The 25067-nt window shown below is 70.7% G+C and carries 24 protein-coding genes and 1 rRNA gene; all 25 read right to left on the bottom strand.

All coding sequences use genetic code 11. The features are described 5' to 3' along the window. Nucleotides 1-1153, bottom strand: a 16S ribosomal RNA gene (locus tag VME70_02200); the annotation flags it as partial. Nucleotides 1154-1484: 331 nt separating this feature from the next. Then, the gene (gene tyrS / locus VME70_02205; protein HTW19005.1) at nucleotides 1485-2762 is read right to left on the bottom strand and encodes a tyrosine--tRNA ligase; all 1278 of its coding nucleotides are present in this window, start codon (nucleotides 2760-2762) and stop codon (nucleotides 1485-1487) included. Beyond that, nucleotides 2763-3410, bottom strand: coding sequence for a DNA-3-methyladenine glycosylase (locus VME70_02210; GenBank protein ID HTW19006.1), 648 nt, complete (start codon nucleotides 3408-3410; stop codon nucleotides 2763-2765). Nucleotides 3411-3429: 19 nt separating this feature from the next. Next, nucleotides 3430-4848, bottom strand: coding sequence for an argininosuccinate lyase (gene argH, locus VME70_02215; protein ID HTW19007.1), 1419 nt, complete (start codon nucleotides 4846-4848; stop codon nucleotides 3430-3432). Beyond that, nucleotides 4845-6050, bottom strand: a complete 1206-nt coding sequence (locus VME70_02220; protein ID HTW19008.1) for an argininosuccinate synthase — start codon at nucleotides 6048-6050, stop codon at nucleotides 4845-4847. The genes argH and VME70_02220 overlap by 4 nt, the downstream gene beginning before the upstream one ends. A gap of 34 nt (nucleotides 6051-6084) precedes the next feature. Further along, nucleotides 6085-6594 carry an arginine repressor gene (locus VME70_02225; GenBank protein ID HTW19009.1) on the bottom strand — a complete coding sequence of 170 codons (510 nt, stop codon included), beginning with the start codon at nucleotides 6592-6594 and terminating at the stop codon, nucleotides 6085-6087. Nucleotides 6595-6598: 4 nt separating this feature from the next. After that, on the bottom strand, nucleotides 6599-7528 hold the full coding sequence (gene argF, locus VME70_02230) for an ornithine carbamoyltransferase (protein HTW19010.1): 930 nt from the start codon (nucleotides 7526-7528) through the stop codon (nucleotides 6599-6601). A 23-nt stretch (nucleotides 7529-7551) separates the two neighbouring features. Next, entirely contained in the window at nucleotides 7552-8760 is a 1209-nt protein-coding gene (locus VME70_02235) for an acetylornithine transaminase (GenBank protein ID HTW19011.1), read from the bottom strand. Continuing rightward, nucleotides 8757-9635 (bottom strand): acetylglutamate kinase, encoded by an 879-nt coding sequence (argB, locus tag VME70_02240; protein HTW19012.1) that lies wholly within the window; start codon nucleotides 9633-9635, stop codon nucleotides 8757-8759. Before argB ends, VME70_02235 begins: the two co-directional genes overlap by 4 nt. After that, entirely contained in the window at nucleotides 9632-10780 is a 1149-nt protein-coding gene (argJ, locus tag VME70_02245; protein ID HTW19013.1) for a bifunctional glutamate N-acetyltransferase/amino-acid acetyltransferase ArgJ, read from the bottom strand. Before argJ ends, argB begins: the two co-directional genes overlap by 4 nt. Continuing rightward, nucleotides 10777-11805: an N-acetyl-gamma-glutamyl-phosphate reductase gene (argC, locus tag VME70_02250; GenBank protein ID HTW19014.1), complete on the bottom strand. Its 1029-nt coding sequence runs from the start codon at nucleotides 11803-11805 to the stop codon at nucleotides 10777-10779. The genes argJ and argC overlap by 4 nt, the downstream gene beginning before the upstream one ends. 54 nt (nucleotides 11806-11859) lie before the next feature. Next, nucleotides 11860-14316, bottom strand: coding sequence for a phenylalanine--tRNA ligase subunit beta (gene pheT / locus VME70_02255; protein ID HTW19015.1), 2457 nt, complete (start codon nucleotides 14314-14316; stop codon nucleotides 11860-11862). Between the two features lie 4 nt (nucleotides 14317-14320). Next, the gene (gene pheS / locus VME70_02260) at nucleotides 14321-15430 is read right to left on the bottom strand and encodes a phenylalanine--tRNA ligase subunit alpha (GenBank protein HTW19016.1); all 1110 of its coding nucleotides are present in this window, start codon (nucleotides 15428-15430) and stop codon (nucleotides 14321-14323) included. A 97-nt stretch (nucleotides 15431-15527) separates the two neighbouring features. After that, nucleotides 15528-16583 carry an ATP-binding protein gene (locus VME70_02265; protein ID HTW19017.1) on the bottom strand — a complete coding sequence of 352 codons (1056 nt, stop codon included), beginning with the start codon at nucleotides 16581-16583 and terminating at the stop codon, nucleotides 15528-15530. Between the two features lie 23 nt (nucleotides 16584-16606). After that, nucleotides 16607-17431: an RNA methyltransferase gene (locus VME70_02270; protein ID HTW19018.1), complete on the bottom strand. Its 825-nt coding sequence runs from the start codon at nucleotides 17429-17431 to the stop codon at nucleotides 16607-16609. A gap of 32 nt (nucleotides 17432-17463) precedes the next feature. Further along, nucleotides 17464-17844: a 50S ribosomal protein L20 gene (rplT, locus tag VME70_02275; GenBank protein HTW19019.1), complete on the bottom strand. Its 381-nt coding sequence runs from the start codon at nucleotides 17842-17844 to the stop codon at nucleotides 17464-17466. A 51-nt stretch (nucleotides 17845-17895) separates the two neighbouring features. Then, nucleotides 17896-18090, bottom strand: a complete 195-nt coding sequence (gene rpmI / locus VME70_02280) for a 50S ribosomal protein L35 (protein ID HTW19020.1) — start codon at nucleotides 18088-18090, stop codon at nucleotides 17896-17898. A gap of 76 nt (nucleotides 18091-18166) precedes the next feature. Continuing rightward, a complete protein-coding gene (infC, locus tag VME70_02285) occupies nucleotides 18167-18844 on the bottom strand; it encodes a translation initiation factor IF-3 (protein HTW19021.1) in 678 nt (225 codons plus the stop codon). Between the two features lie 198 nt (nucleotides 18845-19042). After that, a complete protein-coding gene (locus tag VME70_02290) occupies nucleotides 19043-19417 on the bottom strand; it encodes an SseB family protein (GenBank protein ID HTW19022.1) in 375 nt (124 codons plus the stop codon). Then, entirely contained in the window at nucleotides 19414-20340 is a 927-nt protein-coding gene (locus VME70_02295; GenBank protein HTW19023.1) for a DMT family transporter, read from the bottom strand. Before VME70_02295 ends, VME70_02290 begins: the two co-directional genes overlap by 4 nt. Before the next feature lie 15 nt (nucleotides 20341-20355). After that, entirely contained in the window at nucleotides 20356-21231 is an 876-nt protein-coding gene (gene hisG, locus VME70_02300) for an ATP phosphoribosyltransferase (protein ID HTW19024.1), read from the bottom strand. 51 nt (nucleotides 21232-21282) lie between these two features. Then, nucleotides 21283-21789 carry a 6,7-dimethyl-8-ribityllumazine synthase gene (ribH, locus tag VME70_02305; GenBank protein HTW19025.1) on the bottom strand — a complete coding sequence of 169 codons (507 nt, stop codon included), beginning with the start codon at nucleotides 21787-21789 and terminating at the stop codon, nucleotides 21283-21285. Nucleotides 21790-21798: 9 nt separating this feature from the next. Next, entirely contained in the window at nucleotides 21799-23211 is a 1413-nt protein-coding gene (locus tag VME70_02310; GenBank protein HTW19026.1) for a bifunctional 3,4-dihydroxy-2-butanone-4-phosphate synthase/GTP cyclohydrolase II, read from the bottom strand. After that, nucleotides 23208-23822 carry a riboflavin synthase gene (locus VME70_02315; protein ID HTW19027.1) on the bottom strand — a complete coding sequence of 205 codons (615 nt, stop codon included), beginning with the start codon at nucleotides 23820-23822 and terminating at the stop codon, nucleotides 23208-23210. Before VME70_02315 ends, VME70_02310 begins: the two co-directional genes overlap by 4 nt. Next, a complete protein-coding gene (gene ribD, locus VME70_02320) occupies nucleotides 23822-25006 on the bottom strand; it encodes a bifunctional diaminohydroxyphosphoribosylaminopyrimidine deaminase/5-amino-6-(5-phosphoribosylamino)uracil reductase RibD (protein HTW19028.1) in 1185 nt (394 codons plus the stop codon). The genes VME70_02315 and ribD overlap by 1 nt, the downstream gene beginning before the upstream one ends. Between the last annotated feature and the right edge of the window lie 61 nt (nucleotides 25007-25067).

Here is a 25067-nt window from a genome sequence, read left to right on the forward strand (position 1 = left end):
TCCGAGTTGACCCCGGCAGTCTTCTATGAGTCCCCGGCATTATCCGCTGGCAACATAGAACGAGGGTTGCGCTCGTTGCGGGACTTAACCCAACATCTCACGACACGAGCTGACGACAGCCATGCACCACCTGTGCAAGACCCTTGCGGACCCCATATCTCTATGGGATTTCCTTGCATGTCAAACCCAGGTAAGGTTCTTCGCGTTGCCTCGAATTAAGCCACATGCTCCGCCGCTTGTGCGGGCCCCCGTCAATTCCTTTGAGTTTTAGCCTTGCGGCCGTACTCCCCAGGCGGGGCGCTTAATGCGTTAGCTGCGGCACCGAGGACGTGGAAGGTCCCCGACACCTAGCGCCCAACGTTTACGGCGTGGACTACCAGGGTATCTAATCCTGTTCGCTCCCCACGCTTTCGCTCCTCAGCGTCAGTTATGGCCCAGAGACCCGCCTTCGCCGCCGGTGTTCCTCCTGATATCTGCGCATTTCACCGCTACACCAGGAATTCCAGTCTCCCCTACCACACTCTAGTCTGCCCGTATCGACTGCAGGCTCGGGGTTGAGCCCCGAGTTTTCACAGCCGACGCGACAGACCGCCTACGAGCTCTTTACGCCCAATAATTCCGGACAACGCTTGCACCCTACGTATTACCGCGGCTGCTGGCACGTAGTTGGCCGGTGCTTCTTCTGCAGGTACCGTCACTTTCGCTTCGTCCCTGCTGAAAGAGGTTTACAACCCGAAGGCCTTCGTCCCTCACGCGGCGTCGCTGCGTCAGGCTTCCGCCCATTGCGCAATATTCCCCACTGCTGCCTCCCGTAGGAGTCTGGGCCGTGTCTCAGTCCCAGTGTGGCCGATCGCCCTCTCAGGCCGGCTACCCGTCGTCGCCTTGGTAGGCCATTACCCCACCAACAAGCTGATAGGCCGCGGGCCCATCCTCAGCCGAAAAACTTTCCACCTCGAGCGATGTCGTTCGAGGTCATATCCGGTATTAGCTCCGGTTTCCCGGGGTTATCCCAGAGCTGAGGGTAGGTTGCCCACGTGTTACTCACCCGTTCGCCGCTCAGTCACCATCCCCGAAGGGATGGGCTTCGCTCGACTTGCATGTGTTAAGCACGCCGCCAGCGTTCGTCCTGAGCCAGGATCAAACTCTCCGTTGATGTCTGTCGATGAGCCGGCGGCGACTCGCAAGGAGTCGATCCGGTCACCAGCATCGAAGGAGATCGGTTACGGCTACGGGGGTCCGAGCCGAACCGTCACCTGACGTTGATCAGACTTACAAACTTCGCTGTACGTCTGTCATCGCCAATCTTGCCCCGGTTTCAGGGGTCACCGAAGTGGCCCAAACCGGGCGTTTGGCGCTGACTTTTGGCACGCTGTTGAGTTCTCAAGGGACGGATGCGCACCGGTCGGGGTCTCTCGACCCGTCTCGGGGCAACCGAGCCACGCTATGTCAGCCCGCTCACCGTGTCAAAGCAGAACGAGCGTGGGCTACGCGTGACTCCCGGGCGACGATACCCCGGCCACCGCGCGCTTCCCCCGCCGTACGACGAGGAACCCACCGGGCAGCAGGTCGGCCTGGTTCGGCACGTAGTCGGTCTCGCTGACCTTGACGTTGTTGAGGTACGCGCCGCCCTGCTCGACCGTGCGGCGGGCCTCGGACCGGCTCCCGCACAAACCGGTCACCTCGAGCAGGTTCACGACATTCGGCATCGAGCCGTCAACCTCGTGCAGGCCGGCCTCGGCCAGCGCCGCCCGCAGCGTCGACGGATCGAGGTCGCGTAGCTCGCCCTGGCCGAACAGCGCCCGGCTCGCCGCCTGTGCCTTGGCGGTCTCCTCGGCGCCGTGCACCAGCGTCGTGACCTCCTCGGCCAGCCGACGGGCGGCCGTGCGAGCGGCCGGGCGTTGCGCCGTCTCCTGGTCGAGCGCCTCGATCTCCTCGTGCGGCAGGAAGGTGAAAAACCGCAGGTAACGACCGACATCGGCGTCGTCGACGTTCACCCAGTACTGGTACATCGCATACGGCGAGGTCAGCTCGGGATCCAGCCACAGGCTGCCGCCCCCCGTCGACTTGCCGAACTTCTCGCCGGTCGCCGTCGTCACCAGCGGCCAGCTGAGCGCCGCGACGTTCGCGCCCTCCACCCGGCGGATCAGGTCGATGCCCGACGTGAGGTTCCCCCACTGGTCGCTGCCGCCGATCTGCAGCCGGCAGTCGTAACGACGGAACAGCTCGAGGTAGTCCATGGACTGCAGCAGCATGTAGCTGAACTCGGTGTAGCTGATCCCGCCGCTTTCGAGCCGGGCCTTCACCGACTCCTTGCCGAGCATGACGTTGACCGGGAAGTGCTTGCCGATGTCGCGCAGGAAGTCGATCACCGACAGCCCCGCGGTCCACTCGATGTTGTTGACCAGCCGGCCCTTGCCCTCGCCGATGTCGATGAACCGGGCGATCTGGGCCTGGATCCGTTCGACGTTGTGCTCGACCTCGTCGACGGTCAGCAGGTTGCGCTCGCTCGACCGTCCGCCGGGGTCGCCGATGAACCCGGTGGCGCCACCGGCCAACCCGATCGGACGGTGCCCCGACCGCTCGAACCAGCGCAGCACGATCAGGCCGATCAGGTTGCCGATGTGCAGGCTCGGCGCGCTCGGGTCGCAGCCGTAGTAGAGCGTGACCGGTCCGGCGCTGAGCTGCGCGCGAAGGGCGTCCGGGTCGGTGGAGTCGGCGATCAGCCCACGCCAGGCCAGCTCGTCGAGGACCTCGGCGCTCACCTATTCATCCTCTCGCACGACAGCGGCCGCGCCCGGTCGGCGACGCGGCACATGAGCACGGTACGCCGACACCGAGCGCTCGCCGTCGATCCAGAACCGCCACGGCCGATCCGCCGCCGCCGCGATGCCGACCCGGGGGCCGCTGCGCACCGTCTCCGGATCCGGTGCGGAGCCGCGCAGAAGCCGCAGCTCCGACCCGGCGCAGGTGACATCGACGCCGTTCTGCGCGCGGTCGATCGCGAGCGCGAGCGTCAGCCGGGCCGGACCGCGGGCAAGGTCCCTGTCACCGGCGCCCGGACGTCGGGCGCGTGCGACGTCCAGGCCGGCGACGACCTCGCCGGCCCGCAGCAGCACCGCCGACGCCGTACCGACCGGCCCGCACACGACGTTGACGCAGAAGTGCATGCCGTAAGAGAAGTACACGTAAGCGTGTCCCGGCGCCCCGAACATCACCGCGTTGCGTGCGGTCGACCCGCGGTAGGCGTGCGACGCCGGATCATTCGCTCCGTCGTACGCCTCGACCTCAGTCAGCCGCACGCGGACGCCGGCGTGCTCGAGCACGCTGCCGAGCAGAGCCGGTGCCACCTCCAGGACCGGCCGGGCGTAGAAGCCGGCCGGCAGCAGCCGGCCGGACCCGCGTGCGGTCATCGTCCGCGGTCCGCAGCGATCAGTCCTGGCTTGCCCATCGGTGATGCGACGCTACAAGGCCGGTGAGCTCGTCGAGCTGTTCGCGAACCCGCTCGGGCGCGGTGCCGCCCGGGCTGGATCGGGCGGCGAGCGCACCGGCGACCGACAGCACCTCCCGCACCTCGGGCCCGAGATGTTCGCTCACGCTTGCCAGCACGGCGTCGGAGACCTGGTCGAGGTCACATCCCTCGCGCGCACACCAGGCCACCAGCCGCCCGACCGCCTCGTGCGCCTCGCGAAAGGGGACGCCGCGGCGGACCAGATGCTCGGCGACGTCGGTCGCGAGCGCGAAGCCACCGGACGCCGTCGCTGCCATCCGGTCGGTGTCGACGGACATGGTGGCGAGCATGCCGGTCAACGCAGGCAGCAGCAGCAGCAGGCTGTCGACCGCATCGAAGACCGGTTCCTTGTCCTCCTGCAGATCACGGTCGTACGCCAGCGGGAGGCCTTTGAGGACGACGAGCACCGCGGTGAGGTCGCCGATCAAGCGGCCGGCCTTGCCCCGTGCGAGCTCGGCCACATCGGGGTTTTTCTTCTGCGGCATGATCGACGATCCCGTGCTGAATGCATCGTCGAGCTCGACCCAGTGGAACTCGGACGTGGCCCAGAGGACGACCTCCTCGCCGAGCCGCGAGAGATGTACGCCGATCAATGCCGCGCAGAAGAGGAACTCGGCCGCGAAGTCGCGGTCGCTGACCGCGTCGATCGAGTTCGCGAACGCACTGTCGAAGCCCAGCTCCTTCGCAACCGATCCGGGATCGAGCGGCAGCGAGGAGCCGGCCAGGGCGCCGGCGCCGAGCGAGCTCACCGCAGCGCGGGTATCCCAGTCGGTCAGCCGCGAAATGTCGCGCGCGAGCGGATGCACGTGCGCCAGCAGTTGGTGGGCGAACAGCACCGGCTGCGCGTGCTGCATGTGCGTGAACCCCGGGGCGGGTGCGTTCATCATGCGCTCGGCCTGCGCCAGCAGCGCCGACTCGAGCTCGGCGAGCCGGGCCACCACTTGTCGCACGTGATCACGCAGATACAGGCGAAGGTCGGTCGCCACCTGGTCGTTGCGACTGCGGCCGGCTCGCAGCTTTCCGCCGAGCGCGCCGACCCGCTCGAGCAGGCCGCGCTCGAGCGCCGTGTGCACGTCCTCGTCCTCGGCGGAGGGACGGAACCGGCCGGCCCGCGCGTCAGCGTCGAGGTCGTCGAGCGCGGCCAGCAGCCGGGCCAGCTCCTCGTCGTCGAGCAGGCCGGCCTCGTGCAACACCCGGGCGTGCGCACGCGATGCGAGCAGGTCGTAGGGCGCGAGCCGCCAGTCGAACTGCACGCTCATCGACAGCCGCGCGACGGCGTCCGCCGGCCCGCCGGCGAAGCGTCCGCCCCACAGCCGGACGGGCGGGGTCCCGTCGGTCATTCGCCCGCCACGCGCTTGTCCCGCGCGGCGGCCAACCTCGCCGGCATCCCCCACAGCTCGACGAAGCCCTTCGCCAAGCGCTGGTCGAAGGTGTCCTCGGCGTCGTAGGTCGCCAGGCTGTACTCGTAGAGAGCCGCCTCGCTGCGCCGGCCGGTCACGACCGCACGGCCGCCGTGCAAGGTCATCCGAATGTCGCCCGAGACGTGGCGCGAGGCTTCCGCGACGAACGCGTCGAGTGCACGCTTGAGCGGTGAGAACCACAGGCCGTCGTACGCGAGCTCGGACCAGCGCTGCTCCACCGGCCGCTTGAACCGGGCCGTGTCCTTCTCCATGGTCAGGTCCTCGAGATGGCGATGTGCCTCGATCAGCGTGAGCGCACCGGGCGCCTCGTAGACCTCGCGGCTCTTGATGCCGACCAAACGGTCCTCGATCATGTCCAGCCGCCCGATCCCCTGCGCACCCGCGCGCTGGTTGAGCTCCTCGATCGCCGCCAGCATCGTGACCGGTCGGCCGTCGATCGCGGTCGGGACACCGTCGACGAAGCTGATCAGCACCTCATCGGGCGCCCGCTGCACCGTCGGATCCTGCGTGTAGGAGTACACGTCCTCGATCGGAGCGTTCCACACGTCTTCTAGGAAGCCGGTCTCAACCGCGCGGCCCCAGACGTTCTGGTCGATCGAGTACGGCGACTTCTTCGTCACGTCGATCGGAAGACCGCGTTCCTCCGCGAACGCGATCGCCTTGTCGCGCGTCATTCCCGAGTCCCGCACCGGCGCGATCACCCGCAGCTCGGGCGCGAGCGCACCAACGCCGACCTCGAACCGCACCTGGTCGTTGCCCTTGCCGGTGCAACCGTGGGCCACCACCGACGCGCCGTGCTTGTGCGCGGCCGCGACCAGATGCTTGACGATGACCGGCCGCGACAGCGCCGACACCAGCGGGTAGCGGTTCATGTACAGCGCGTTCGCGCGCAGGGCCGGCAGGCAGAAGTCGTCGGCGAACTCTTCTCGCGCGTCGATGACCTCGGCCTCGACCGCACCGCAGGCAAGGGCGCGCTGCCTGATCACCTCGAGGTCCTCACCGCCCTGCCCGACGTCCGCTGCGACCGCGATCACCTCGGCTCCGGTCTCGGCGGCAATCCAGCCGATCGCCACTGAGGTGTCGAGCCCGCCGGAATACGCGAGCACCACGCGTTCGGTCATCTCTGTACTGCTCCTGTCCTTTCGTTGGCGCCGCTCAGGCGCCGGCCATGTCACGCAACCGGGCCGCCACGCTCCGGCCGCCCTTCGGGTCCCTGGTCACCAGCAGGACCGTGTCGTCGCCGGCGACGGTCCCGATCACGTCGTCGAGGCCGGCGCGATCGATCGCCGACGCGAGCAGGTGCGCGCCGCCCGGCGGGGTCCGCACCACCACGAGGTTCGCGCTGGACTCGACCGACACGACCAACTCCGTCGCGAGTCTCGACACCCGACCTTCGCTCGCGTCCGCAAACGCGCGAAGCACCGGCCCGGGCGCCTCGTCGCCGACGGCGTAGACCGTGCCGATCCCCGGCCGGCGTACCTTGACCGCGCCCATCTCCTCCAGGTCGCGCGACAGCGTCGCCTGGGTGACCTCGACCTGGTCCGCAGCCAGCAGCTCCGCCAGCTGGCTCTGCGAGTGAACGGCTCCGGTCGTGATCAGCTCGGCGATCCGGGCCTGTCTCGCGGCCTTGCTGTGCAGCGCGGTCGTGGCCGGGCGCGACGTCATCACCTCACCCCGAGCCCGAGGGCGTGAGCAGGAACGCGAGCAGCGCCTTCTGCGCGTGCAGCCGGTTCTCCGCCTGGTCGAAGACGATGCTGTGCGGGCCGTCGATGACGTCTGCCGCGATCTCCTCGCCACGGTGTGCCGGCAGGCAATGCATCACGACGACATCGGATGACGCGGCCGCAACGATGCGGTCGTCGATGGCGTACGGCCGCAGGGGCTCGATCCGCTCTGCCGCCTCGGCCTCCTGCCCCATCGACGCCCAGACGTCGGTGTAGAGGACGTCAGCGTCCTCGGCCGCTTCGAGCGGGTCGTTGGTGACCGCAACGCTGCCGCCGTGCGCATCGGCAAGCTCTTCGGCCCGCTTCACGACCTGAGCGAGCGGCTCGTACTCCGCGGGCGACGCGACCCGTACGTGCAGACCGGCCAGCGAACCGGCCAGCAGCAGGGAGTGCGCCATGTTGTTGCCGTCACCGAGATACGCAAGGGTCAGGCCGGCCAGCTTCCCCTTCTGCTCGCGAATCGTCTGCAGGTCGGCGAGCGCCTGGCACGGATGCGCGTAGTCGGTGAGCGCGTTGACCACGGGTACGTCGGATGCGGCCGCGAGCGCCTCGATCCGGTCCTGGCCGAACGTGCGGATGACGATGGCGTCGACGTAGCGGGACAGCACCCGCGCGGTGTCCTCGATGGTCTCGCCGCGACCGAGCTGGGTGGACCGGGCGTCGAGGATGACGGGATGGCCGCCGAGCTCGGCGATGCCCACCTCGAACGACAGCCGGGTGCGCGTCGACGGCTTCTCGAACACGACCGCGACCGACCGCGGACCGGCCAGCGTCCGGAAGCCGTGGCGGTCCGCCTTCATCCGGTCGGCCAGGTCGAGGATCGTGGTCTGCTCGGCTGCGGTCAGCTCGTCATCGGCAAGGAAGTGGCGTGGCATGGGGCTCCTCGGGTTGACGCTCGTCACGCGCTCAACCTAGCCGCGGTCGCCGCCTCGAGGATGCCCGGCAACGCCGCGGTGAACGAGGCCGCTTCCTCCGCCGACAGCACCAGCGGCGGCGCGAGCCGGACCGCGTCCGGGCCGGTCGCGTTGACGAGAAAGCCGCGGTCCCGCGCGACCGCCTCGATCGCCGGTGCGAGGCCCGGCTCGACCACGAGCGCGAGCCACAGGCCGCGTCCCCGCACCTGCTCGACGACCGGCGCACCCGCGGCGGCGAGCTCGGCGGACCACTGCGCTCCGAGGTATTCCACGTGCTCGAGCAGACCTTCAGCCTCGATCGTCTCGATGACCGCGAGGGCAGCCGCTGCACACACCGGGTTGCCGCCGAAGGTCGAGCCGTGATCACCCTTCTGCAGCGCGTCGGCGGCTGCGCCGACGGCGACGCAGGCGCCGATCGGGAGCCCGCCGCCGAGACCCTTCGCCATGGTCACGAGGTCGGGGGTCACGCCGTCGTGTTGATGGGCGAACCAGCGCCCGGTCCGGCCGAACCCGCCCTGGACCTCGTCGATGACGAGCAGAGCGCCGGTCCGGTCGCACGCCTCGCGGGCCGCGGCGAGGTAGCCGGGCGGCGGCGGCACGACCCCGGCCTCACCGAGGATCGGCTCGAGGAAGACCGCGGCGGTTTGCTCGTCGACCGCGGCGGTGAGCGCATCCGCATCGCCGTACGGGACGAACGTGGTGGGGATCCCGAGCGGGCCGAACGGCTTGCGGTAGGCCGCCTTGCTGGTGAGCGCCAGGATGCCGAGGGTGCGGCCGTGGAACGCGCCGTCAGCCGCGATGAACGTGCGCCGGCCCGGCCGCGCCCGCATGACCGTCTTCAGGGCGGCTTCGTTGGCGGTCGCACCGTCGTTGCACAGGAACACCCTGGCGCCGCGGCCGCCGGGATCGACCAGGCCGGCCAGGCGCTCGGCGAGGGTCAGCGCGGGCGTGTTGATAGCAAGGTTCGATGAATGGGCCAGCCGACCGACCTGTTCGCTGACCGCGGTGACGACGGCCGGATGCGCATGGCCGAGCGAGGACACGGCGATGCCTGCGATCAGGTCGAGGTACGTCCGGCCTTCGACGTCGACGACGGTGCACCCGCGGCCGCCGGCGATCGCGACCGGCGGGGTGCCGTAGTTGCGCATCATGACGGCGTCCCACCGCCGCTGCAGCTCAGCGGTCTCGCTCATCCCGCACTCACCATCGTCCCGACCCCGGAGTCGGTCAGCACCTCGAGCAGCAACGCATGGGCCACGCGTCCGTCGACGACGTGCGCGCTCGGCACCCCACCGTGCACCGCTCGCAGGCAGGCTTCCATCTTCGGCGCCATCCCGTCGGCGAGCGTCGGCAGCTTCGCCTCGAGCTCGCTCGCGGTGAGCCGGCTCACCACCTCGTTGCTCGCCGGCCAGTCGACGTACAACCCTTCGACATCGGTGAGGACAACCAGCTTCTCGGCGGCCAGCCCGACCGCGACGGCAGCCGCCGCAGTGTCCGCATTGACGTTGTAGACCTCGCCGTCCGCGCCCCGGCACACGCTCGCCACCACGGGGATCCGGCCATCCGCCAGCAACCCTTCGACCAGACCGGCATCGACGTGCACCACGTCACCGACCAGACCGATGTCGATCTCCTCGCCGTCGACCGTTCCGGGACGGCGTTCGGCGGTCATCAGCCGGGCATCCTCGCCCGACAGCCCGACCGCGAACGCACCATGCGCGTTGATCAAGCCGACGATCTCGCGCTGCACCTGTCCGACCAGCACCATCCGGACGACCGTCATCGTCTCCGGGGTCGTCACCCGCAAGCCGCCGGCGAAGGTCGACTCGATGCCGAGCCGGTCCAGGTGTGCATCGATCTGCGGGCCGCCGCCGTGCACGACGACCACACGGATGCCGGCGTAGCGCAGGAACACCACGTCCTCGGCGAACGCGATCCGCAGCGCCTCGTCGGTCATCGCATGACCGCCGTACTTCACGACAACCGTGCGGCCATGGAATCGCTCGAGCCACGGCAACGCCTCCACGAGCGCGGTCGCTCTCGCGGTGCTCTCGGTCAGCCGGCTCATGTCGAGTACGCCGAGTTCTCGTGCACGTAGGCCGCTGTGAGGTCGTTGCTCCACACCGTCGCGCTCGCTTCGCCGGAGCGCAGGTCCACGGTCAGGTCGATCCGCCGAGCGCTCAGGTCCACCTTCGCGACGTCCTCGCCCGGTGCGCTGTCGCGGCACACCCACACACCGTTGATGGCCGTGTCGAGGGCCAGTGCATCGAAGCGCGCGTCCGTCGTACCGACCGCTGCGAGGATCCGGCCCCAGTTCGGGTCCTCGCCGTGCAGCGCGCACTTGAGCAGGTTGCTCCGCGAGATCGCCCGGGCCACGGTGATGGCGTCGTCCTCGGTCGCGGCGCCTCGCACCTCGATCACGATGTCCTTCGTCGACCCTTCCGCGTCCGCAAGCATCTGGGCCGCGAGCTCGGCACAGGCAGCCGTCACGGCCACCGTCAGGTCATGCTCATCAGGCGTGACTCCCGACGCACCACTGGCCAGCAGCAGAACGGTGTCGTTGGTCGACATGCAGCCGTCGGAGTCGACCCGGTCGAAGGTGAGCCGGGTCGCTTCGCGCAACGCCGCGTCGAGTGTTGACGGGTCGACAACCGCATCCGTCGTCAGCACGCAGAGCATCGTCGCGAGCGCAGGCGCGAGCATCGCCGCACCTTTGGCCATGCCGCCGACCTGCCAGCCGCCGCCGTCGATGACCACGTGCTTCGTGACCGTGTCGGTGGTGAGGATCGCGACCGCCGCGTCGTCGCCACCGGCGCGCGACAGCGCTGCAGCCGCTGCACCGACTCCTTCGATCAGGTTGGCGAGTGGTGGCGGCTCGCCGATCTTGCCGGTAGAGCAGACCGCGACCTCACCGGCGCCCACCCCGAGCGCGCCCGCCACCGACTCCGCGGTCGAGTGCGCGATCGCGAAACCCTCCGGGCCGGTGCACGCGTTGGCGTACTTGGCGTTCAGTACGACGGCCCGCAACCGCCCGTCGGCAAGCACCTGCTCGGACCACAGCACCGGCGCCGCTTTCACGCGGTTGGCGGTGAAGACGCCCGCGGCCGCATCGAGTGGCCCGTCGTTGACGACCAGGGCGAGGTCGAGCGCGTCCGCCTTGAGTCCGCAGGCCACCCCGGCCGCGCGGAAGCCGGCCGGCGTCGTGACGCTCACTGACCGATCCCGTTGACCGGCAGGCCGGTGGTCTCGTCGAAGCCGAGCGCGAGGTTCGCGTTCTGGATCGCCTGGCCGGCCGCACCCTTGCCCAGGTTGTCGAGCGCGACGATCACCACCGCGCGATTCGCGTCCTCGTCGACTCCGACCTGCAAGTGGGCGCTGTTGGACCCGGTCGTTGCGGCGGTACGTGGCCATTGGCCCTCGGGAAGCAGGTGCACGAACGGCTCGTCGGCGTACCCGGCGAACGCGGACCTGATCTGCTCGGCGCCGGCATCCGGGCTGAGACTCGCGGTGCAGGTCGCGAGAATCCCGCGCGACATCGGTACGAGCAATGGGGTGAACGAGAGCGACACCTCGCCACCGTCCAGCGCCTGCAGGGTCTGCCGCACCTCACCCAGATGCTGGTGGGCACCCGCGACCTTGTACGCCGTGACGCCGCCGAGCACCTCACTGGCCAGCAGGTTGACCGCCGGTCCGCGTCCCGCACCGGTCGTGCCGCTGGCCGCCACGACGACCAGGTCGCTCGGCGCGACCAGTCCGGCTGCGAGCAAGGGCGCGTACGCCAGCGCGATCGCGGTCGCGTAGCACCCAGGGTTGGCGATCCGCCGCGCGCCGCTCAGCTGCTCGCGGGCGCCGGGCAGCTCGGCAAGCCCGTACGGCCAGGTGCCGGCATGGTCGCCCGGATACCACCGCTGCCAGTCCGCAGCGTCGGACAGACGGAAGTCCGCACCGAGGTCGATGACGACGGCGTCCGGGTCCAGCCGGTCGACCAGCGCCGCGGATGCGCCGTGCGGCAGGGCGAGGAAAACCACCTCGGTGCCGCCGAGATCGGCGTCGTCGATGTCGGCGAGGGGCAGGTCGGCCAGCGTCGCGAGCTGCGGATGAACCGCTCCGACCGGCCGGCCCGCGTTGCCGGCCGCGACCAGAGTCGTGAGCTCGAGGGTCGGATGCAGGTCGAGCAGCCGGAGCAGCTCGCCGCCGGCATACCCGCTCGCACCAACAACCGCGGTCCGGACGCCCATCTGCCCATGCTACCGCATGAACATTCGTCTAAGCGAGTAACTATACAGGTAGTCTCAGCGGAGCTCGGCTCCGTAGCGGCGGGCGGCTTCAGCGACCGCGGCGTCGCGGACCGCACTCACCTCGGCGGCAGTGAGGGTGCGATCCGGCGCGCGCAGGCGCAGCGTGAAAGCCAGCGACTTGCGCCCGGCGCCGACCTGGTCGCCCTCATAGACGTCGAAGAGCCGCAGGGCTTCGAGCAGCTCGCCGGCGCCATCGCGCAGCGCGCCCGCGACGTCCGCACTGGGAGTCTCGTCCGGCACGACGACCGCGATGTCGATCGTCGCCGGCGGGTAGGCCGACACCGCGGGGGCCGCGGCCAGCTCGGGCGCCGCGTCCACCAGGACGTCGAGCGAGATCTCCATGGCACAGGTCCGCGGCGGAAGGTCGTTGGCCTCGACCACCCGCGGATGCAACTCGCCGGCATGCCCGAGCAGCACCTCGCCGACGTGTAGGGCGGCGCACCGACCGGGATGGAACGGCGCATGCCGGTCGGCGCTCACCCGCACCTCGATGCCCAGCGCATCCCCCAGCAGGACCGGCGCCGCGATCGCGTCGGCCCAGCTCGCGGCTCGCCCCGGTCCCCACCAACCGGTCCGCTCGCGGGCGCCGGTCAGCACCGCCGCCACCCGCCCGGGCTGCTCGGGCAGCGCAGCGTCGATCGCGGTGAGCTCGTCGTCGGAGGGACGCCGGCCCGCGGGAAGCGCCGGCGGCGTACCGAGGTCCGCGCCGCGGCGGAAGACCGGACCGGTCTCGAACAGCGCGATATCGGTCAGGCCGCGTCCGACGTTGCGGGACACCGCCGCGAACAGGCCCGGCAACAGCGAGGTGCGAAGGAACGGCTCCTCGTCGGACACCGGGTTGGCGATCCGGACCGACGGACGGCGAGGGTCGTCCGGGTCCAGAAGCATGCGCTCGCTGATGCCGGCGTCCACGAACGGCGTCGTGAGGACCTCGACGAAGCCCGCATCGGCCAGCGACCGGCCGATCCGGCGGCGCAGTCGCTGCGCCCGGGTCAGGCCGCGCCCGGCGGGCGCGGTCGGCACGAGCGACGGCAGCGCCGCGTAACCCTCGAGCCGGACCACCTCCTCGACCAGGTCGGAAGGAATCCGAAGGTCGGGGCGCCAGGACGGCGGCGTGACGGTGAGGGCGGGCCCGTCGACGTCGACCACGCAACCGACGTCGCGCAGCCGGCCGACCACGGCCTCGGCGGGGTACGGCACGCCGGCGACCGTGCCCGGCAGGTCGGCGCGGATCACGATGGGTGCCCGCGGCTCGCGCAGGTCGAGGTCGGTTGACTCCGGCACGCCGGACCCGCCGCCGAGCTTCCCGACCAGGTCCAGCGCCGCCTGAGCCGCCGCCGCGCACAACCCGTCGTCCACCCCGCGTTCGAAGCGGCGAGACGCTTCGGAGCCCAACCGATGCCGACGCGAGGTGTAGGCGACGCGCACCGGGTCGAAGCTCGCGGCTTCCAGTACGACGTCGGTCGTGTCGTCCCGGATTTCGGTGGAGGCACCGCCCATCACACCGGCGAGCGCGATCGGCCCGCTGTCGTCGGCGATGACGAGGTCTTCCGGGTCGAGCACTCGGTCGATGTCATCGAGGGTCCGCAACGTCTCCCCCGGCGCCGCCCACCGGACCACGATCGGGCCCTGCAGGCGATCGCGGTCGAACGCGTGCAACGGCTGGCCGAGATCGAGCATCACGTAGTTGGTCACGTCGACCATCAACGAGATCGGCCGCATTCCCGCGAGCACCAGCCGCCGTGCGAGCCAGGCCGGGCTGGCGGCATCGCGACGCAACGCGGTGAGGCCGCGAGCGACGTACCGGCGACACCCGTCCGCTGCATCGATCCGCACCGGGTACCCACTGCCGGGGGTCGCCGTGAGCGGAAGCTCCGCCGGGTCCCGGAAGTCCACGGCGTACGCCGTCGCGACCTCGCGGGCCACACCCCGAACGGACAGGGCATAGCCGCGGTCCGGGTTGACGGCGATGTCGAGGACATCGTCACGAAGGCCGAGCGCCGCGACGACATCGGAGCCGAGCTCGAGCCCGGCATCGAGCACGAGGATGCCGTCGTGGTCGTCGGAGATGCCGAGCTCCCGCCCCGAGCAGATCATGCCGTCCGACACGTGGCCGTAGGCCTTGCGAGCGGCGATCTCGAACCCGCCCGGCAGCACCGCGGGCGGGCGGGCATACGCAACGAGGTCGCCCACGGCGAAGTTCGTCGCGCCGCAGATGACATGGCGTTCGTCAGCGCCGTCGGTGAGGCCGACCCAGCGGATCGGCTTCTTGTGCCCGGTCAGCTCCTCGATCGCCAGCACCCGGCCGACGACGACGTTGGCGATGTCGGACCCGACCGCCTCGACCCGCTCGACCTGCAGGCCGGCCGCGGTCAGCCGGTTGGCGATGTCGCGTGGATCGACCGGATCGAGCTCGACGTGGTCGAGCAACCAGGAGACGGGAACCCGCATGACCTCAGGCCTCCAGGCCCAGCGCGGTCGTCACGCGCACGTCACCTTCGACCAGGTCACGGATGTCAGCCAGGTCGTGCCGCGACATCAGCGTGCGTTCGAGACCGATGCCGAAGGCGAAGCCGGTGTAACGATCCGGGTCGATCCCGGCCGATGCGAGGACGACGGGGTGCACCATGCCGCTGCCACCCCACTCGATCCAGCCCTCCGACCGGCAGGTGCGACAGAACGGAGCACCAGGATCGGTCGACGTGCCGTGGCACACCCAGCAGAGGAGGTCGACGTCGGCGGACGGTTCGGTGAACGGGTAATGGTCGGGGCGGATCCGCGTACGGACGCCCGAGCCGAACATCGACTCCGCGAACAGGTCGAGCGTGCCGCGCAGGTGGCCCATCGTGAGCCCTTCGTCGACCGCCAGCCCCTCGACCTGGTGAAAGACCGGGCTGTGGGTGGCGTCGAGCGTCTCCTGGCGGAACACCCGGCCGGGCGCGATCACGTAGCAGGGCACGCCGCGCTCCAGCAAGGCGCGGATCTGGACCGGCGAGGTGTGGGTGCGCAGGACCACGCCACTGCTGCGCGGCTCCACCCAGAGCGTGTCCTGGGTCTCCCGGGCCGGATGGGCGGGCGGGATGTTGAGCGCGTCGAAGTTGAGCCACTCCGCCTCGACCTCGGGGCCTTCGGCGACCTCCCATCCCATCCCGACGAAGATGTCGGCGACCCGCTCCTGGACGAGAGTCAGCGGATGCCGACCGCCCGGGGGGGTCGGGTCCAGCGGCAGAGTGACATCCACCCTCTCGGCGACGAGAACACGCTCGTCGCGCTCCCGCTCGAGCGCGGCTCGCCGCTCGTCGTACGCCGCGGTCAGGGCGGTCAGGGCTTCGTTGACCCGCCGCCCCGCGTCGGCCCGGGCCTGGGGTGGCAGTGCGCCCAGCTCGCGACGGGCCAGTGCCACCGGCGAGCGGTTGCCGAGGTGCAGCGTGTGCGCCGCGGCCAGCGCACCGAGGTCCGCGGCCGCCGCGAACGCCGTGCGCCCGGACGCGACGGCGCCGGCGAGCTCGTCGTCCGACAGCGCCGCCACCTCCTTGGGGTCATAGCTGTCACTGGGTCCGGCCATGCGAAATCCTCGCTCGCGAAGTCTAGGGGGGTGCGCGCAGACCGCGCCGGGTCCGGTGCCGTCTGCGGTGGCGTGTCCGGGTGGCTTGCCCGCGAGGCTAGTTAAGGAACTCCGGCTGGCCCGCGGGCAGCCTAAATCGCACCGCCGCGCCGCCCGAGGCGGCCGCGCTGGCCGAGATGTCGCCGCCGTGGGCGTCGACGATGCCCTTCGCGATGAACAGGCCGAGACCGGTGCCGCCGCGGCGCGGGTCGTGCCAGAACTTGGTGAAGATCCGGGGCATCGCCTCGACGGCGATGCCTTCGCCTTCGTCCACGACCTCCACCGCCACTCCGTCGTCAGCCGGTTCGATCGTGATGGTGACCGTGCCCGCACCGTGGCGCAACGCGTTTTCGACGACGTTGCCGATCACCTGCGACACCTTGTCGCGATCGGCCCAGATCTCCGGCAGCGCGCTGCGGTCCCGTACGACGAACCGGCTCTCCGGCTCGCCAGCGGCGACCCGTCCGGCGACATCCCCGCGCACGATCTCCGGAAGGTCGACGACCTGCTTGCGCAGCTCGAGGTAGCCGGTTTCGATCCGCGACACGTCGAGCAGTTCGGTGATCAGCCGGCTCAACCGGTCGGCGTCGGAGCTCACGGTGTTCAGCATGTGCAGCTTCTGCTCGTCGGTGAACCGATCCCACTTCGCGAGCAGCGTCGCGGTGAAGCCTTTCACGCTGGTGAGCGGTGACCTCAGCTCGTGTGCCACCACGGTCACGAGCTCCGCGGCCGACCGCTCGCGGCGATCTCGGGCCGACGTGTCACGCAAACAGATCACGAACGACATGAGCCGGTGCCCCTCGTCGCGCAGGTAGGCGGCCGTGACGAGCAGATCCCGATCCGGGTGCCCTGGCCGGGTGAACGTCAGGAGCCGCTCCGGCTGGCGAACCCGCGTCGAGAGCCCGTCGAACGGCCGGGTGCAGGCCCACCAGTCGTGTCCCATGGGGTCGCAGAGCGGGATGACGTCCGTCAGCGGGTGACCGACGAGCTCGGCAGCCGGCCGGCCGAGAATGCGCTCGGCCGAAGGGTTGACGCGTCGTACCGTGCCCGAGGGATCGCAGACGACGACGCCGTCCGGAAGCCCGTCGTAACCACCGTCGAGCTGATCCGGCACCGCAGCCTCCTCGAGCGGCGAGCCTACGGGAGCGCCCGCCGGCCGGCGTGCGCCGACGCGTAGAGGCAGACTGCCGCTGCGGTGGCGAGGTTCAGGCTCTCGGCCCGACCGTGAAGGGGAATCCGAACCACCCGGTCGGCGAGCCGGCGTACCTCGTCGGGTACGCCGCGCGCTTCCCCGCCGAAGACCCACGCGCAGGGCCCGGCCAGGCTGCCGTCGTCGATCAGGTCGTCGAGATCGGCGTCGCCGTCAGCCGCGGTCGCGAGGACGGTGACTCCGGCGCCGGCGGCGCAGGCAATCGCGGCGGCGGCGGGAACGCCCGTGACGATCGGGAGGTGGAACACGCTGCCTGCGCTGGCGCGCACCGCCTTGCCGGACCAGACGTCGGTCGATCCCGCGGTGAGGACCACGCCGCCGGCGCCGGCTGCATCGGCGGTCCGCACCACCGTTCCGGCGTTCCCCGGATCGGCCACCTGGTCGAGAACCACCGTCAGCCGCGGGCGGGTCGCGTAAACCTCCCCGACCGAGACGACCGGGATCGCGACGACCGCCACGACCCCCTGCGGCGTCACGGTCTCCGCGAGCGCGTCGAGCACCCGCTCGGTGACCAGCCGCACCGCAACCGGCCGGCCCGACGCATGAGACCCGAGGTCGGCAACCGCGGCCGCGCGGTCGGCGGTAACGAACAGCTCTTGGACCGCGTGGCCGGCGTCGATCGCCGCGGCCACTGCGTGCGGCCCTTCGACGAGGCAGGCCTGCGCTGCCAGCCGGCCCTTGCGCGTGCGCAACGCCCGTGCCGCGCGGACCCGCGCGTTGTGCAGCGAGTCGATCGCCGCCGGCTCGCGCATCGCCCGGCCCGAGCCGGGCGACTTTGCCGTTGTCAGGCCGCCGATTCGGAGCCGGCCGCGGCAAGCGCGGCGCGGGCCGCCTCTACCAATCCGACGAACGCCGCCTCGTCGGAGACGGCGAGCTCGGCGAGCTGCTTGCGGTCGACGTCGATCTCGGCCGCCTTGAGGCCCTGGATGAAGCGGTTGTAGGTCATGCCGTGCGCGCGGGCCGCCGCGTTGATCCGCTGGATCCACAGCGAGCGGAACTCGCCCTTGCGATCACGCCGGTCGCGGTAGGCGTAGTTCATCGAGTGGAGCATCTGCTCCTTGGCCTTGCGGTACAGCCGCGAACGCTGGCCTCGATAGCCACTCGCCCGCTCGAGGACGACTCGGCGCTTCTTGTGGGCGTTGACCGCCCGCTTCACGCGTGCCACGGGAATCTCTCCTTGCTGGTTGCCCCGGCCGAGCCGGAGGACGAGGAACGGTTAGCGACCGAGCAGCCGCTTGGCCTTCTTGACATCGGCCGGAGCGATCACGGCCTCGTTGGCCAGCCGACGGGTGAGCGTCGACGGCTTGCGCTCGAACTTGTGCTTGCGGCCCGCGCGGTCGTGCATGAGCTTGCCGCTTCCGGTCACCCGGTAGCTCTTCTTCGCGCCGCTATGGGTCTTCATCTTGGGCATCGCTGCCGTTCTCCTCGTGGTCGCGTGCGGTGCTGTGCGGTCTGTCGGGTCGTGCGGGCGGTGCGGTCGTACGTCGTCAGGCGCTGGCCTGCGCAGGTGGCTGGTCTGCGGCCGCGGCCACCTCGGCATCCTTGGCGGCCCGCTCCTGCGCGGCCCGCCGGGCGCGCGCCGGTTGCGGCTGCTGACCTCGGTGCGGGGCCATGACCATGATCATGTTGCGGCCGTCCTGTTTCGGCGCCGACTCGACATAGCCGAGCTCCTCGACATCGGCCGCGAGCCGCTGCAGCAACCTGAACCCGAGCTCGGGACGGGACTGCTCGCGCCCGCGGAACATGATCGTGATCTTGACCTTGTCACCGGCTTTGAGGAACCGCACCACGTGACCCTTCTTGGTCTCGTAGTCGTGCGGGTCGATCTTCGGCCGAAGCTTCATCTCCTTGATGACGGTGTGCGACTGGTTGCGCCGCGCCTCCCGCGCCTTCTGGGCGTTCTCGTACTTCCACTTGCCGTAGTCCATGAGCTTGGCCACCGGGGGCCTGGCTTCCGCCGCGACCTCGACCAGGTCGAGGTCTGCCTCCTGGGCCAGCCGGAGCGCATCGCCGATCGCGACGATTCCGACCTGCTCTCCGTTCGGACCGACCAACCGCACCTCGGGGACGCGGATCCGGTCGTTGATACGGGGTTCGACGCTGATGGGACCTCCACTGTCTCGTTTGCCTTTGCCGCGTGCCGCGCGGCGCCAAACCTGCCCCAGGCACGGTAAAGGCCCCGCACGACACGCATGCGGGGCCTCGACGACAACGGCCGCTTCGACCACCGGCCGGGGCCGGTGCCGAGGCGACTGAGGACCCGTCGGGCGTTCCGGTGCCGGCACCGGATCGGCTCGCGCGGGTGGGAGTCGGGCTCCGCTTGCTCGACGAGCGGATGAGCGCTCGCCGGTCGCCCTGCCAGGCTACCAGCGAAGCCGCCCCTCGCGGATCTCCACGGTGTGCGGGATCGGGCCGGCGACGTCCAGGACGATCGCGGCACACCCTTCGTCCGCGGCGGCCTCGACCGCCTGCCGCCCGGTCATCGGGACCGGTCGCGCGCCGGGCCGCCAGGCGGCCAGGGCTGCCACCCCGGAGAAGACCGGCAGCGCGCGCCGGCCGTCCGCTCCGACCAGCGTGGGCACCGCCAGCTCGGCCGCGTGCCCGGCACCGTCCGATCCGGTGGCGACGACCGGCACCAGGACCCGGATGTCGAGCAGGATGGTCCGGATCGCCACCGGGTCACCGCCGGCCAGCGCCGCCACCAACGCCGGGTCGGGAGCACCGAGGTCGTCGCTCATCGGACGACCTCGGGTGCGACATCGCCGCTTCGGCCCAACCCGCTCAGCCAGACACCGACGACGGTCACGATCGCGCCGATCACTGTCGTCGCCCGAAGGTGGGTCCCCGGCGACGGCCACACGGCATCGATGACCACCGCGCAGAGCAGCTGCCCCGACAGCGCGGCAAGGACGAAGCGGAGCACGCCGAGCACGCGCACCGTCGTGGCCCCGGCGAAGACGTAGCACGCGCCGAGCGGACCGCCGAGGTACAACCACGGCGCGGCCGGCCACTCATGCAGCGACAGCTCACCGGCAGCCGCGGTCACCACGACCAATCCGATTGCGCCGCCCAGGAAGGAGACGAACGACGCGACGACGACGTCGTGCGCCGCAAGCCGGAGCTGGCCGTTCGCCGCCTGCTGGACGGCTGAGGTCGCGCCGCCCAGAAAGATCACGAGGAACAGCAACGGCTTGAGCGACGCTGACCGGTCCCCGACCGCTCCGATCGTCACGGCAGCGATTACGACCGCGATCCCGGCCAGCCGCCACCGCGAGAGTGGGTGGCGGCCTCCCGGCCCGAGGCCGAGCTGGTCGCTGAACGCCGCACCCGCCGAGTTGCCCGCAACGATGCACACCGTGACGAGCGCTACCCCGATCTCCGGGACCCCGTGCGCGGTCGCCGCCACCGCCAGCGCACCGCCGAGACCACCGAACCACCACCACGGCTGCACGCGGGCGCGCAACAGCCGCCGGGCGCCCGCGGGCCGCACCGCGAGGATCGCTCCCGTCAGCACCAAGCCGACGAGGAACGACGCCATCGCCGCTTCGAGCGCGGAATGCGTGCGGACCGCGAGGTCGCCGTTGATCCGCGACTGCACGCCGACCATCACACCGGCGACGAACGCAGCCACCAGGGCGACGACGGTCTTGGGCGCCTGCATCGCGAGGGGTGGTCGCTAGTCGACGATCTTCGAGATCGGCAGCTCGAGGATGTCGCGGGCACCGGCCGCCTTCAACGCAGGGATCAGCCTGTTGACGCCCTGCTTAGCCACCACCGCCTCCACCGCACACAGGCCGTGCGCGGCGAGCGGCATCACGGTGGGCGACGCCATCGCCGGCAGCACCTCGACCACCGCGTCGAGATCGGCGTCCGCGACGTTGAGCTTCAGCAGCACCCGGCCGTGAGCGACCAGCGCGCCACGGACCAGCAGCACGATGTCCTCCATCGCCGCCCGTCGCGCCGGGTCGGCGTACGACTCGCGGTTGGCGAGCAGCTCGGTGCGGCTGGTCAGCAGTGTCTCGATCACTTTCAGGCCCGCACGGCGCAGCGACGAGCCGGTCTCGGAGACGTCGACGACCGCATCGACGATGTCGGGAATCTTGGCCTCGGTCGCGCCGTGTGACGTGAACACCAGCGCGTCGACGCCGTGCTCCGTGCAGAACCGCTTGGTCAGCTCGGGGAGCTCGGTCGAGATGCGAACACCGGCCGGTAGGTCGCGGACCGACTCCCACGGCGAGTCGCGAGGCACCGCGAGCACGACGCGTACGTCGGACGTGCCCGAGCGACCGCCGCCGATCTCACCCAGGCTGACGACGTCGGCACCGGTCTCGGCGACCCAGTCGCGCCCGGAGATGCCCAGGTCGAAGATGCCCTGCTCGACGTAGGTCGGGATCTCCTGCGGCCGCAGGAAGCGCACCTTGGAGATCCGTGGGTCGTCGATGCGGGCGTGGTAGTCGCGATCACTGCCGCGGACCACGGTCAGGTCGGCCGCGTCGAACAGGTCCATGACCTGGGCTTCGAGGGATCCCTTCGGAAGCACGAGGGAGAGCACGGCGAGACCTTCCTGAGCGATCGGGCGGAGTCGGTCGGTGGCGGTCGCGCGTCAGTGCGCGTCCGCCTCCCGATGCGCCTCGCCGCGGCGCACCTTGCGCAAGAGCAGCGCGGTCTCGACCGCGGCCACGGCCGCCTCCCGTCCCTTGTCCTCACCCGAGTCGGGCAGGCCGCAACGCTGGCGGGCCTGCTCGACGGTGTCGCAGGTGAGCAGCCCGAACCCTACCGGCACGCCGGTCTCGATCGCGACTCGGGACAACCCGTCGGTCGCGGCCCGGCAGACGTACTCGAAATGTGGGGTCCCGCCCTTGATCACGACGCCCAACGCAACGACCGCGTCGTAACGCTGGGCTGCGAGCGCCTTGGCAACGACCGGCAGCTCGAAGGCGCCGGCCACCCGGACGACCGCGACGTCCTCGATCCGGCAGCCCTTGAGCGCGCGCTCGGCGCCTTCCAGCAGGGCGTCGCTCAGCTCGTGGTGCCAGCGGGCCGCGACGACCGCGACCCTCAGCCCGTGTGCGTCGAGGTCGGCCTCGTCGGGCGCGCCGTGCTTGCTCATCGCCGCACCCTATTCGGCGCCGATGCGGGCGTCATCGGGATCCGCGTCCCCGTCCAGGACGGGTACGGCGAACGGCGAGAGCGCGCGCGCCTCGGCCAGCCGCAACGCGCTGCGGACCGCCTCCGGCTCCAGCCGCGCCGCCCGCTCGACGACGGCCGCGGGCAGGCTGTCCGCGCTGGCCTCGGTCGCCTCGTCATCCACCGAGGCCGGCAGGTTCGGCAGGTCGTGACCCATGCGGTCGCGCTTGGTGGTGAGGTAGCGCAGGTTGTCCGGGGTCACCCGGACCGGGAGCGGGACCCGGCCGACGATCGAGAGGTCGTAGCCCTCGAGGCCGGCCCGTTTCGACGGGTTGTTGGTGAGCAGCCGCATCGAGCGGACCCCTAGGTCGGCGAGGATCTGCGCGCCGGTGCCGTAGTCGCGGGCGTCGGCCGGCAGGCCGAGCGAGGTGTTGGCGTCAACGGTGTCCTCGCCCTGGTCCTGCAGCTGGTAGGCCTGCAGTTTGTGCATCAGTCCGATTCCCCGGCCCTCATGGCCACGCACGTAGAGGACCACGCCTCGTCCCTCGGCGGCGACAGCAGCAAGCGCCGCATCAAGCTGCGGACCGCAGTCACAGCGCCGGCTGCCGAACACGTCCCCGGTGAGGCACTCGGAGTGCACCCGGACGAGCACGTCCTGGCCGTCGCCGATCTCTCCGCGTACCAGCGCGATGTGGTCGAGGCCGTCGACCAGGCTGCGGTAGCCGACCGCGCGGAACTCCCCGTGCGCGGTCGGGATGCGCGCCTCGGCCACGCGCTCGATCTGCCGCTCGCTGCGTCTCCGGTACGCGATCAGGTCCGCGATCGAGATCAACGACAGCTCGTGTACGGCGGCGAACAGCTCGAGCTCGTCGAGGCGGGCCATGTCCTCGACGTCCTTCTCACTGACGATCTCGCAGAGCACGCCGGCCGGGCGCAGGCCGGCCAGCCGGCACAGGTCGACTGCGGCCTCGGTGTGCCCGGGGCGACGCAGGACGCCGCCGTTCTTCGCACGCAGGGGCACGACATGCCCGGGTCGCGTGAAGTCGGCTGCGCTCGCCGTCGGATCGGCGAGCAGTCGCATCGTCAGTGAGCGGTCGTGTGCAGAGATGCCGGTGCTCGTTCCGTCGCGAGCATCCACCGAGACCGTGTACGCCGTACCTCTGCGGTCCTGGTTGGTGTGGTACATCGGCGGGAGCTCGAGCCGGTCGCAGTCGGCTTCGGTCAGCGGGACGCAGATGTAGCCCGACGTGTAGCGCACCATGAACGCCACGAGCTCGGGTGTCGCCATCTCCGCGGCGAAGATCAGGTCGCCTTCGTTCTCGCGATCGGCATCGTCAACGACGATGACCGGCTTGCCGGCCGCAATGTCGGCGATCGCTCGTTCGACCTCGCTGAATCCACTCATGGTGTCTGCGTCCCCTGGTCCGCCGCGCGGTTCGCGGCCAGCAACCTCTCGATGTGTTTTGCGAACAGGTCGACTTCGACATTGACCGCCGAGCCGACCTCGCGTTTGCCGAAGGTCGTGCGGCGCAGCGTCTCCGGGATCAGGCTGACCCGCACCGTGTCGTCCGCTATCCCGGCGACGGTGAGGCTGACGCCGTCGAACGCGATCGACCCCTTCTCGACGACGTACCTCGACAGGCCGGCCGGAATCTCGATGTCGACGTCGTCCCAGTGCTCGGACGGGCAGCGCGCGACGACTCTGCCCACGCCGTCGACGTGGCCCTGCACGATGTGACCCCCGAGCCGGGTCGTGGGCGTCACTGCCTGCTCGAGGTTGACCGCGTCCCCCGGCGAGAGCTCACCGAGGGTCGAGCGCCGGAGCGTCTCGTTCATCACATCGGCGGTGAACTGTTCGCCGGGCTCACCCACCACCGTCAGGCAAACCCCGTTCACCGCAACCGAGTCGCCCGCGTGCAGGCCGTCGAGCGAGGCTCCGATCGTGAGCCGCGCGGCGTCCGGCAGCCGTTCGAGCATGACGACCGCGCCGAGGGATTCGACGATTCCCGTGAACATCAGGCCTCCTCGCCTGCACCGATCCGAGCCACGATCTTGACGTCGTCGTCCAGGCGAACCACATCGTCGAGCTGCAGTCGCAGCGCAGCGTCGATCGACTCGCGGTCGAGCGGCGCGACGACGGGCGCACCAGCCCCGAGCAGCATGGGCGCGTGGTATCCGACCACCCGGTCGACCAGACCGCAGCGACCGAACGAGGCCGCGAGCCGCGCTCCACCCTCCAGCAGGACGCTGTGCACCTCGCGCGCGAACATCAACGAGACCAAGGCGACCGGATCCACGCCGTTGTCCGTGGCCGGGACAACGATGACCTCGGCGCCGCAGGCACGCAGTGCATCAAGCCGCTCGGTGGGTGCGGCGGCCGTCACCGCGATCACTGTCGGAGCCGACCGGTCAAGGATCCGCGCGGTCGACGGGGTGCGCGCCGCCGAGTCCGCTACCACGCGGACCGGCTGCCGGGTGGCCGGGTGGTCCCGCACGGTGAGCGAAGGATCGTCCGCGAGCACGGTTCCCACCCCGACGAGTACGGCGTCGACCAGTGACCGCTCCCGGTGCGCGTCGGTGCGGGCGGCGGCACCGGTGATCCACCTGCTGGTTCCGTCGGCCGCGGCGGTACGTCCGTCGAGGGTGGCGGCGTACTTCCAGGTGATGTGCGGCCGGCCGCGCTCGACGCTGGTGAGCCACGGCTGCATCAGCGCACGCGCCGGTTCGGCAAGCAGGCCGGCGGTCACGTCGATGCCGCGCTCGCGGAGGATCGCTCCCCCGCCGCCGGCGGCCGGGCTCGGGTCCGGCGCCGCAAAGATCACCCTCGCGATGCCGGCCGCGAGCACGGCGTCCGTGCACGGCCCGGTCCGCCCGGTGTGCCGGCACGGCTCGAGGGTGACGACCAACGTGCCGCCGCGGGCGCGGGCTCCGGCGTCGGCCAGAGCGACCACCTCCGCGTGCCGGCCGCCCACCGGCTCGGTCGCACCGACGCCGACCACATCACCGGACGGGCCGAGGACGACGGCACCGACTGCCGGGTTGGGGTTCGTCGTACCGAGGACCGACGCGGCGAGCGCGATCGCACGCTGCATCGCCGTGGTCTCGGCCGGGCCGGTCATCTCGCCTCCGCTCTGCGTCGCGCGAACACGGTCCGCGTCGATCGGGAGCAGGAGGTTGGGCACGAACGGGTGTCGCCGCATCGCACGGATGCGAGGACCGGGCTGGCGATGGCACCGGCGCCGGTCGCGCGACCACCGCTCG

The organism is Mycobacteriales bacterium (assembly GCA_035504215.1).
Classification (GTDB): Bacteria; Actinomycetota; Actinomycetes; order JAFAQI01; family JAFAQI01; genus DATAUK01.

Coding starts and splice junctions, on each gene's coding strand:
- ribD (HTW19028.1), bottom strand. CDS start 25,006: ATGCGGCGACACCCGTTCGTGCCCAACCTCCTGCTCCCGATCGACGCG.
- ribH (HTW19025.1), bottom strand. CDS start 21,789: ATGAGCAAGCACGGCGCGCCCGACGAGGCCGACCTCGACGCACACGGG.
- argC (HTW19014.1), bottom strand. CDS start 11,805: ATGGGCGTCCGGACCGCGGTTGTTGGTGCGAGCGGGTATGCCGGCGGC.
- VME70_02290 (HTW19022.1), bottom strand. CDS start 19,417: ATGAGCGACGACCTCGGTGCTCCCGACCCGGCGTTGGTGGCGGCGCTG.
- VME70_02310 (HTW19026.1), bottom strand. CDS start 23,211: ATGAGTGGATTCAGCGAGGTCGAACGAGCGATCGCCGACATTGCGGCC.
- argH (HTW19007.1), bottom strand. CDS start 4,848: ATGACCGACGGGACCCCGCCCGTCCGGCTGTGGGGCGGACGCTTCGCC.
- rpmI (HTW19020.1), bottom strand. CDS start 18,090: ATGCCCAAGATGAAGACCCATAGCGGCGCGAAGAAGAGCTACCGGGTG.
- VME70_02270 (HTW19018.1), bottom strand. CDS start 17,431: ATGCGCGAGCCGGCGGCGATCGACTCGCTGCACAACGCGCGGGTCCGC.
- argF (HTW19010.1), bottom strand. CDS start 7,528: ATGCCACGCCACTTCCTTGCCGATGACGAGCTGACCGCAGCCGAGCAG.
- VME70_02235 (HTW19011.1), bottom strand. CDS start 8,760: ATGAGCGAGACCGCTGAGCTGCAGCGGCGGTGGGACGCCGTCATGATG.
- pheT (HTW19015.1), bottom strand. CDS start 14,316: ATGCGGGTTCCCGTCTCCTGGTTGCTCGACCACGTCGAGCTCGATCCG.
- VME70_02210 (HTW19006.1), bottom strand. CDS start 3,410: ATGACCGCACGCGGGTCCGGCCGGCTGCTGCCGGCCGGCTTCTACGCC.
- argB (HTW19012.1), bottom strand. CDS start 9,635: ATGAGCCGGCTGACCGAGAGCACCGCGAGAGCGACCGCGCTCGTGGAG.
- pheS (HTW19016.1), bottom strand. CDS start 15,430: ATGGCCGGACCCAGTGACAGCTATGACCCCAAGGAGGTGGCGGCGCTG.
- VME70_02295 (HTW19023.1), bottom strand. CDS start 20,340: ATGCAGGCGCCCAAGACCGTCGTCGCCCTGGTGGCTGCGTTCGTCGCC.
- VME70_02315 (HTW19027.1), bottom strand. CDS start 23,822: ATGTTCACGGGAATCGTCGAATCCCTCGGCGCGGTCGTCATGCTCGAA.
- VME70_02220 (HTW19008.1), bottom strand. CDS start 6,050: ATGACCGAACGCGTGGTGCTCGCGTATTCCGGCGGGCTCGACACCTCA.
- VME70_02225 (HTW19009.1), bottom strand. CDS start 6,594: ATGACGTCGCGCCCGGCCACGACCGCGCTGCACAGCAAGGCCGCGAGA.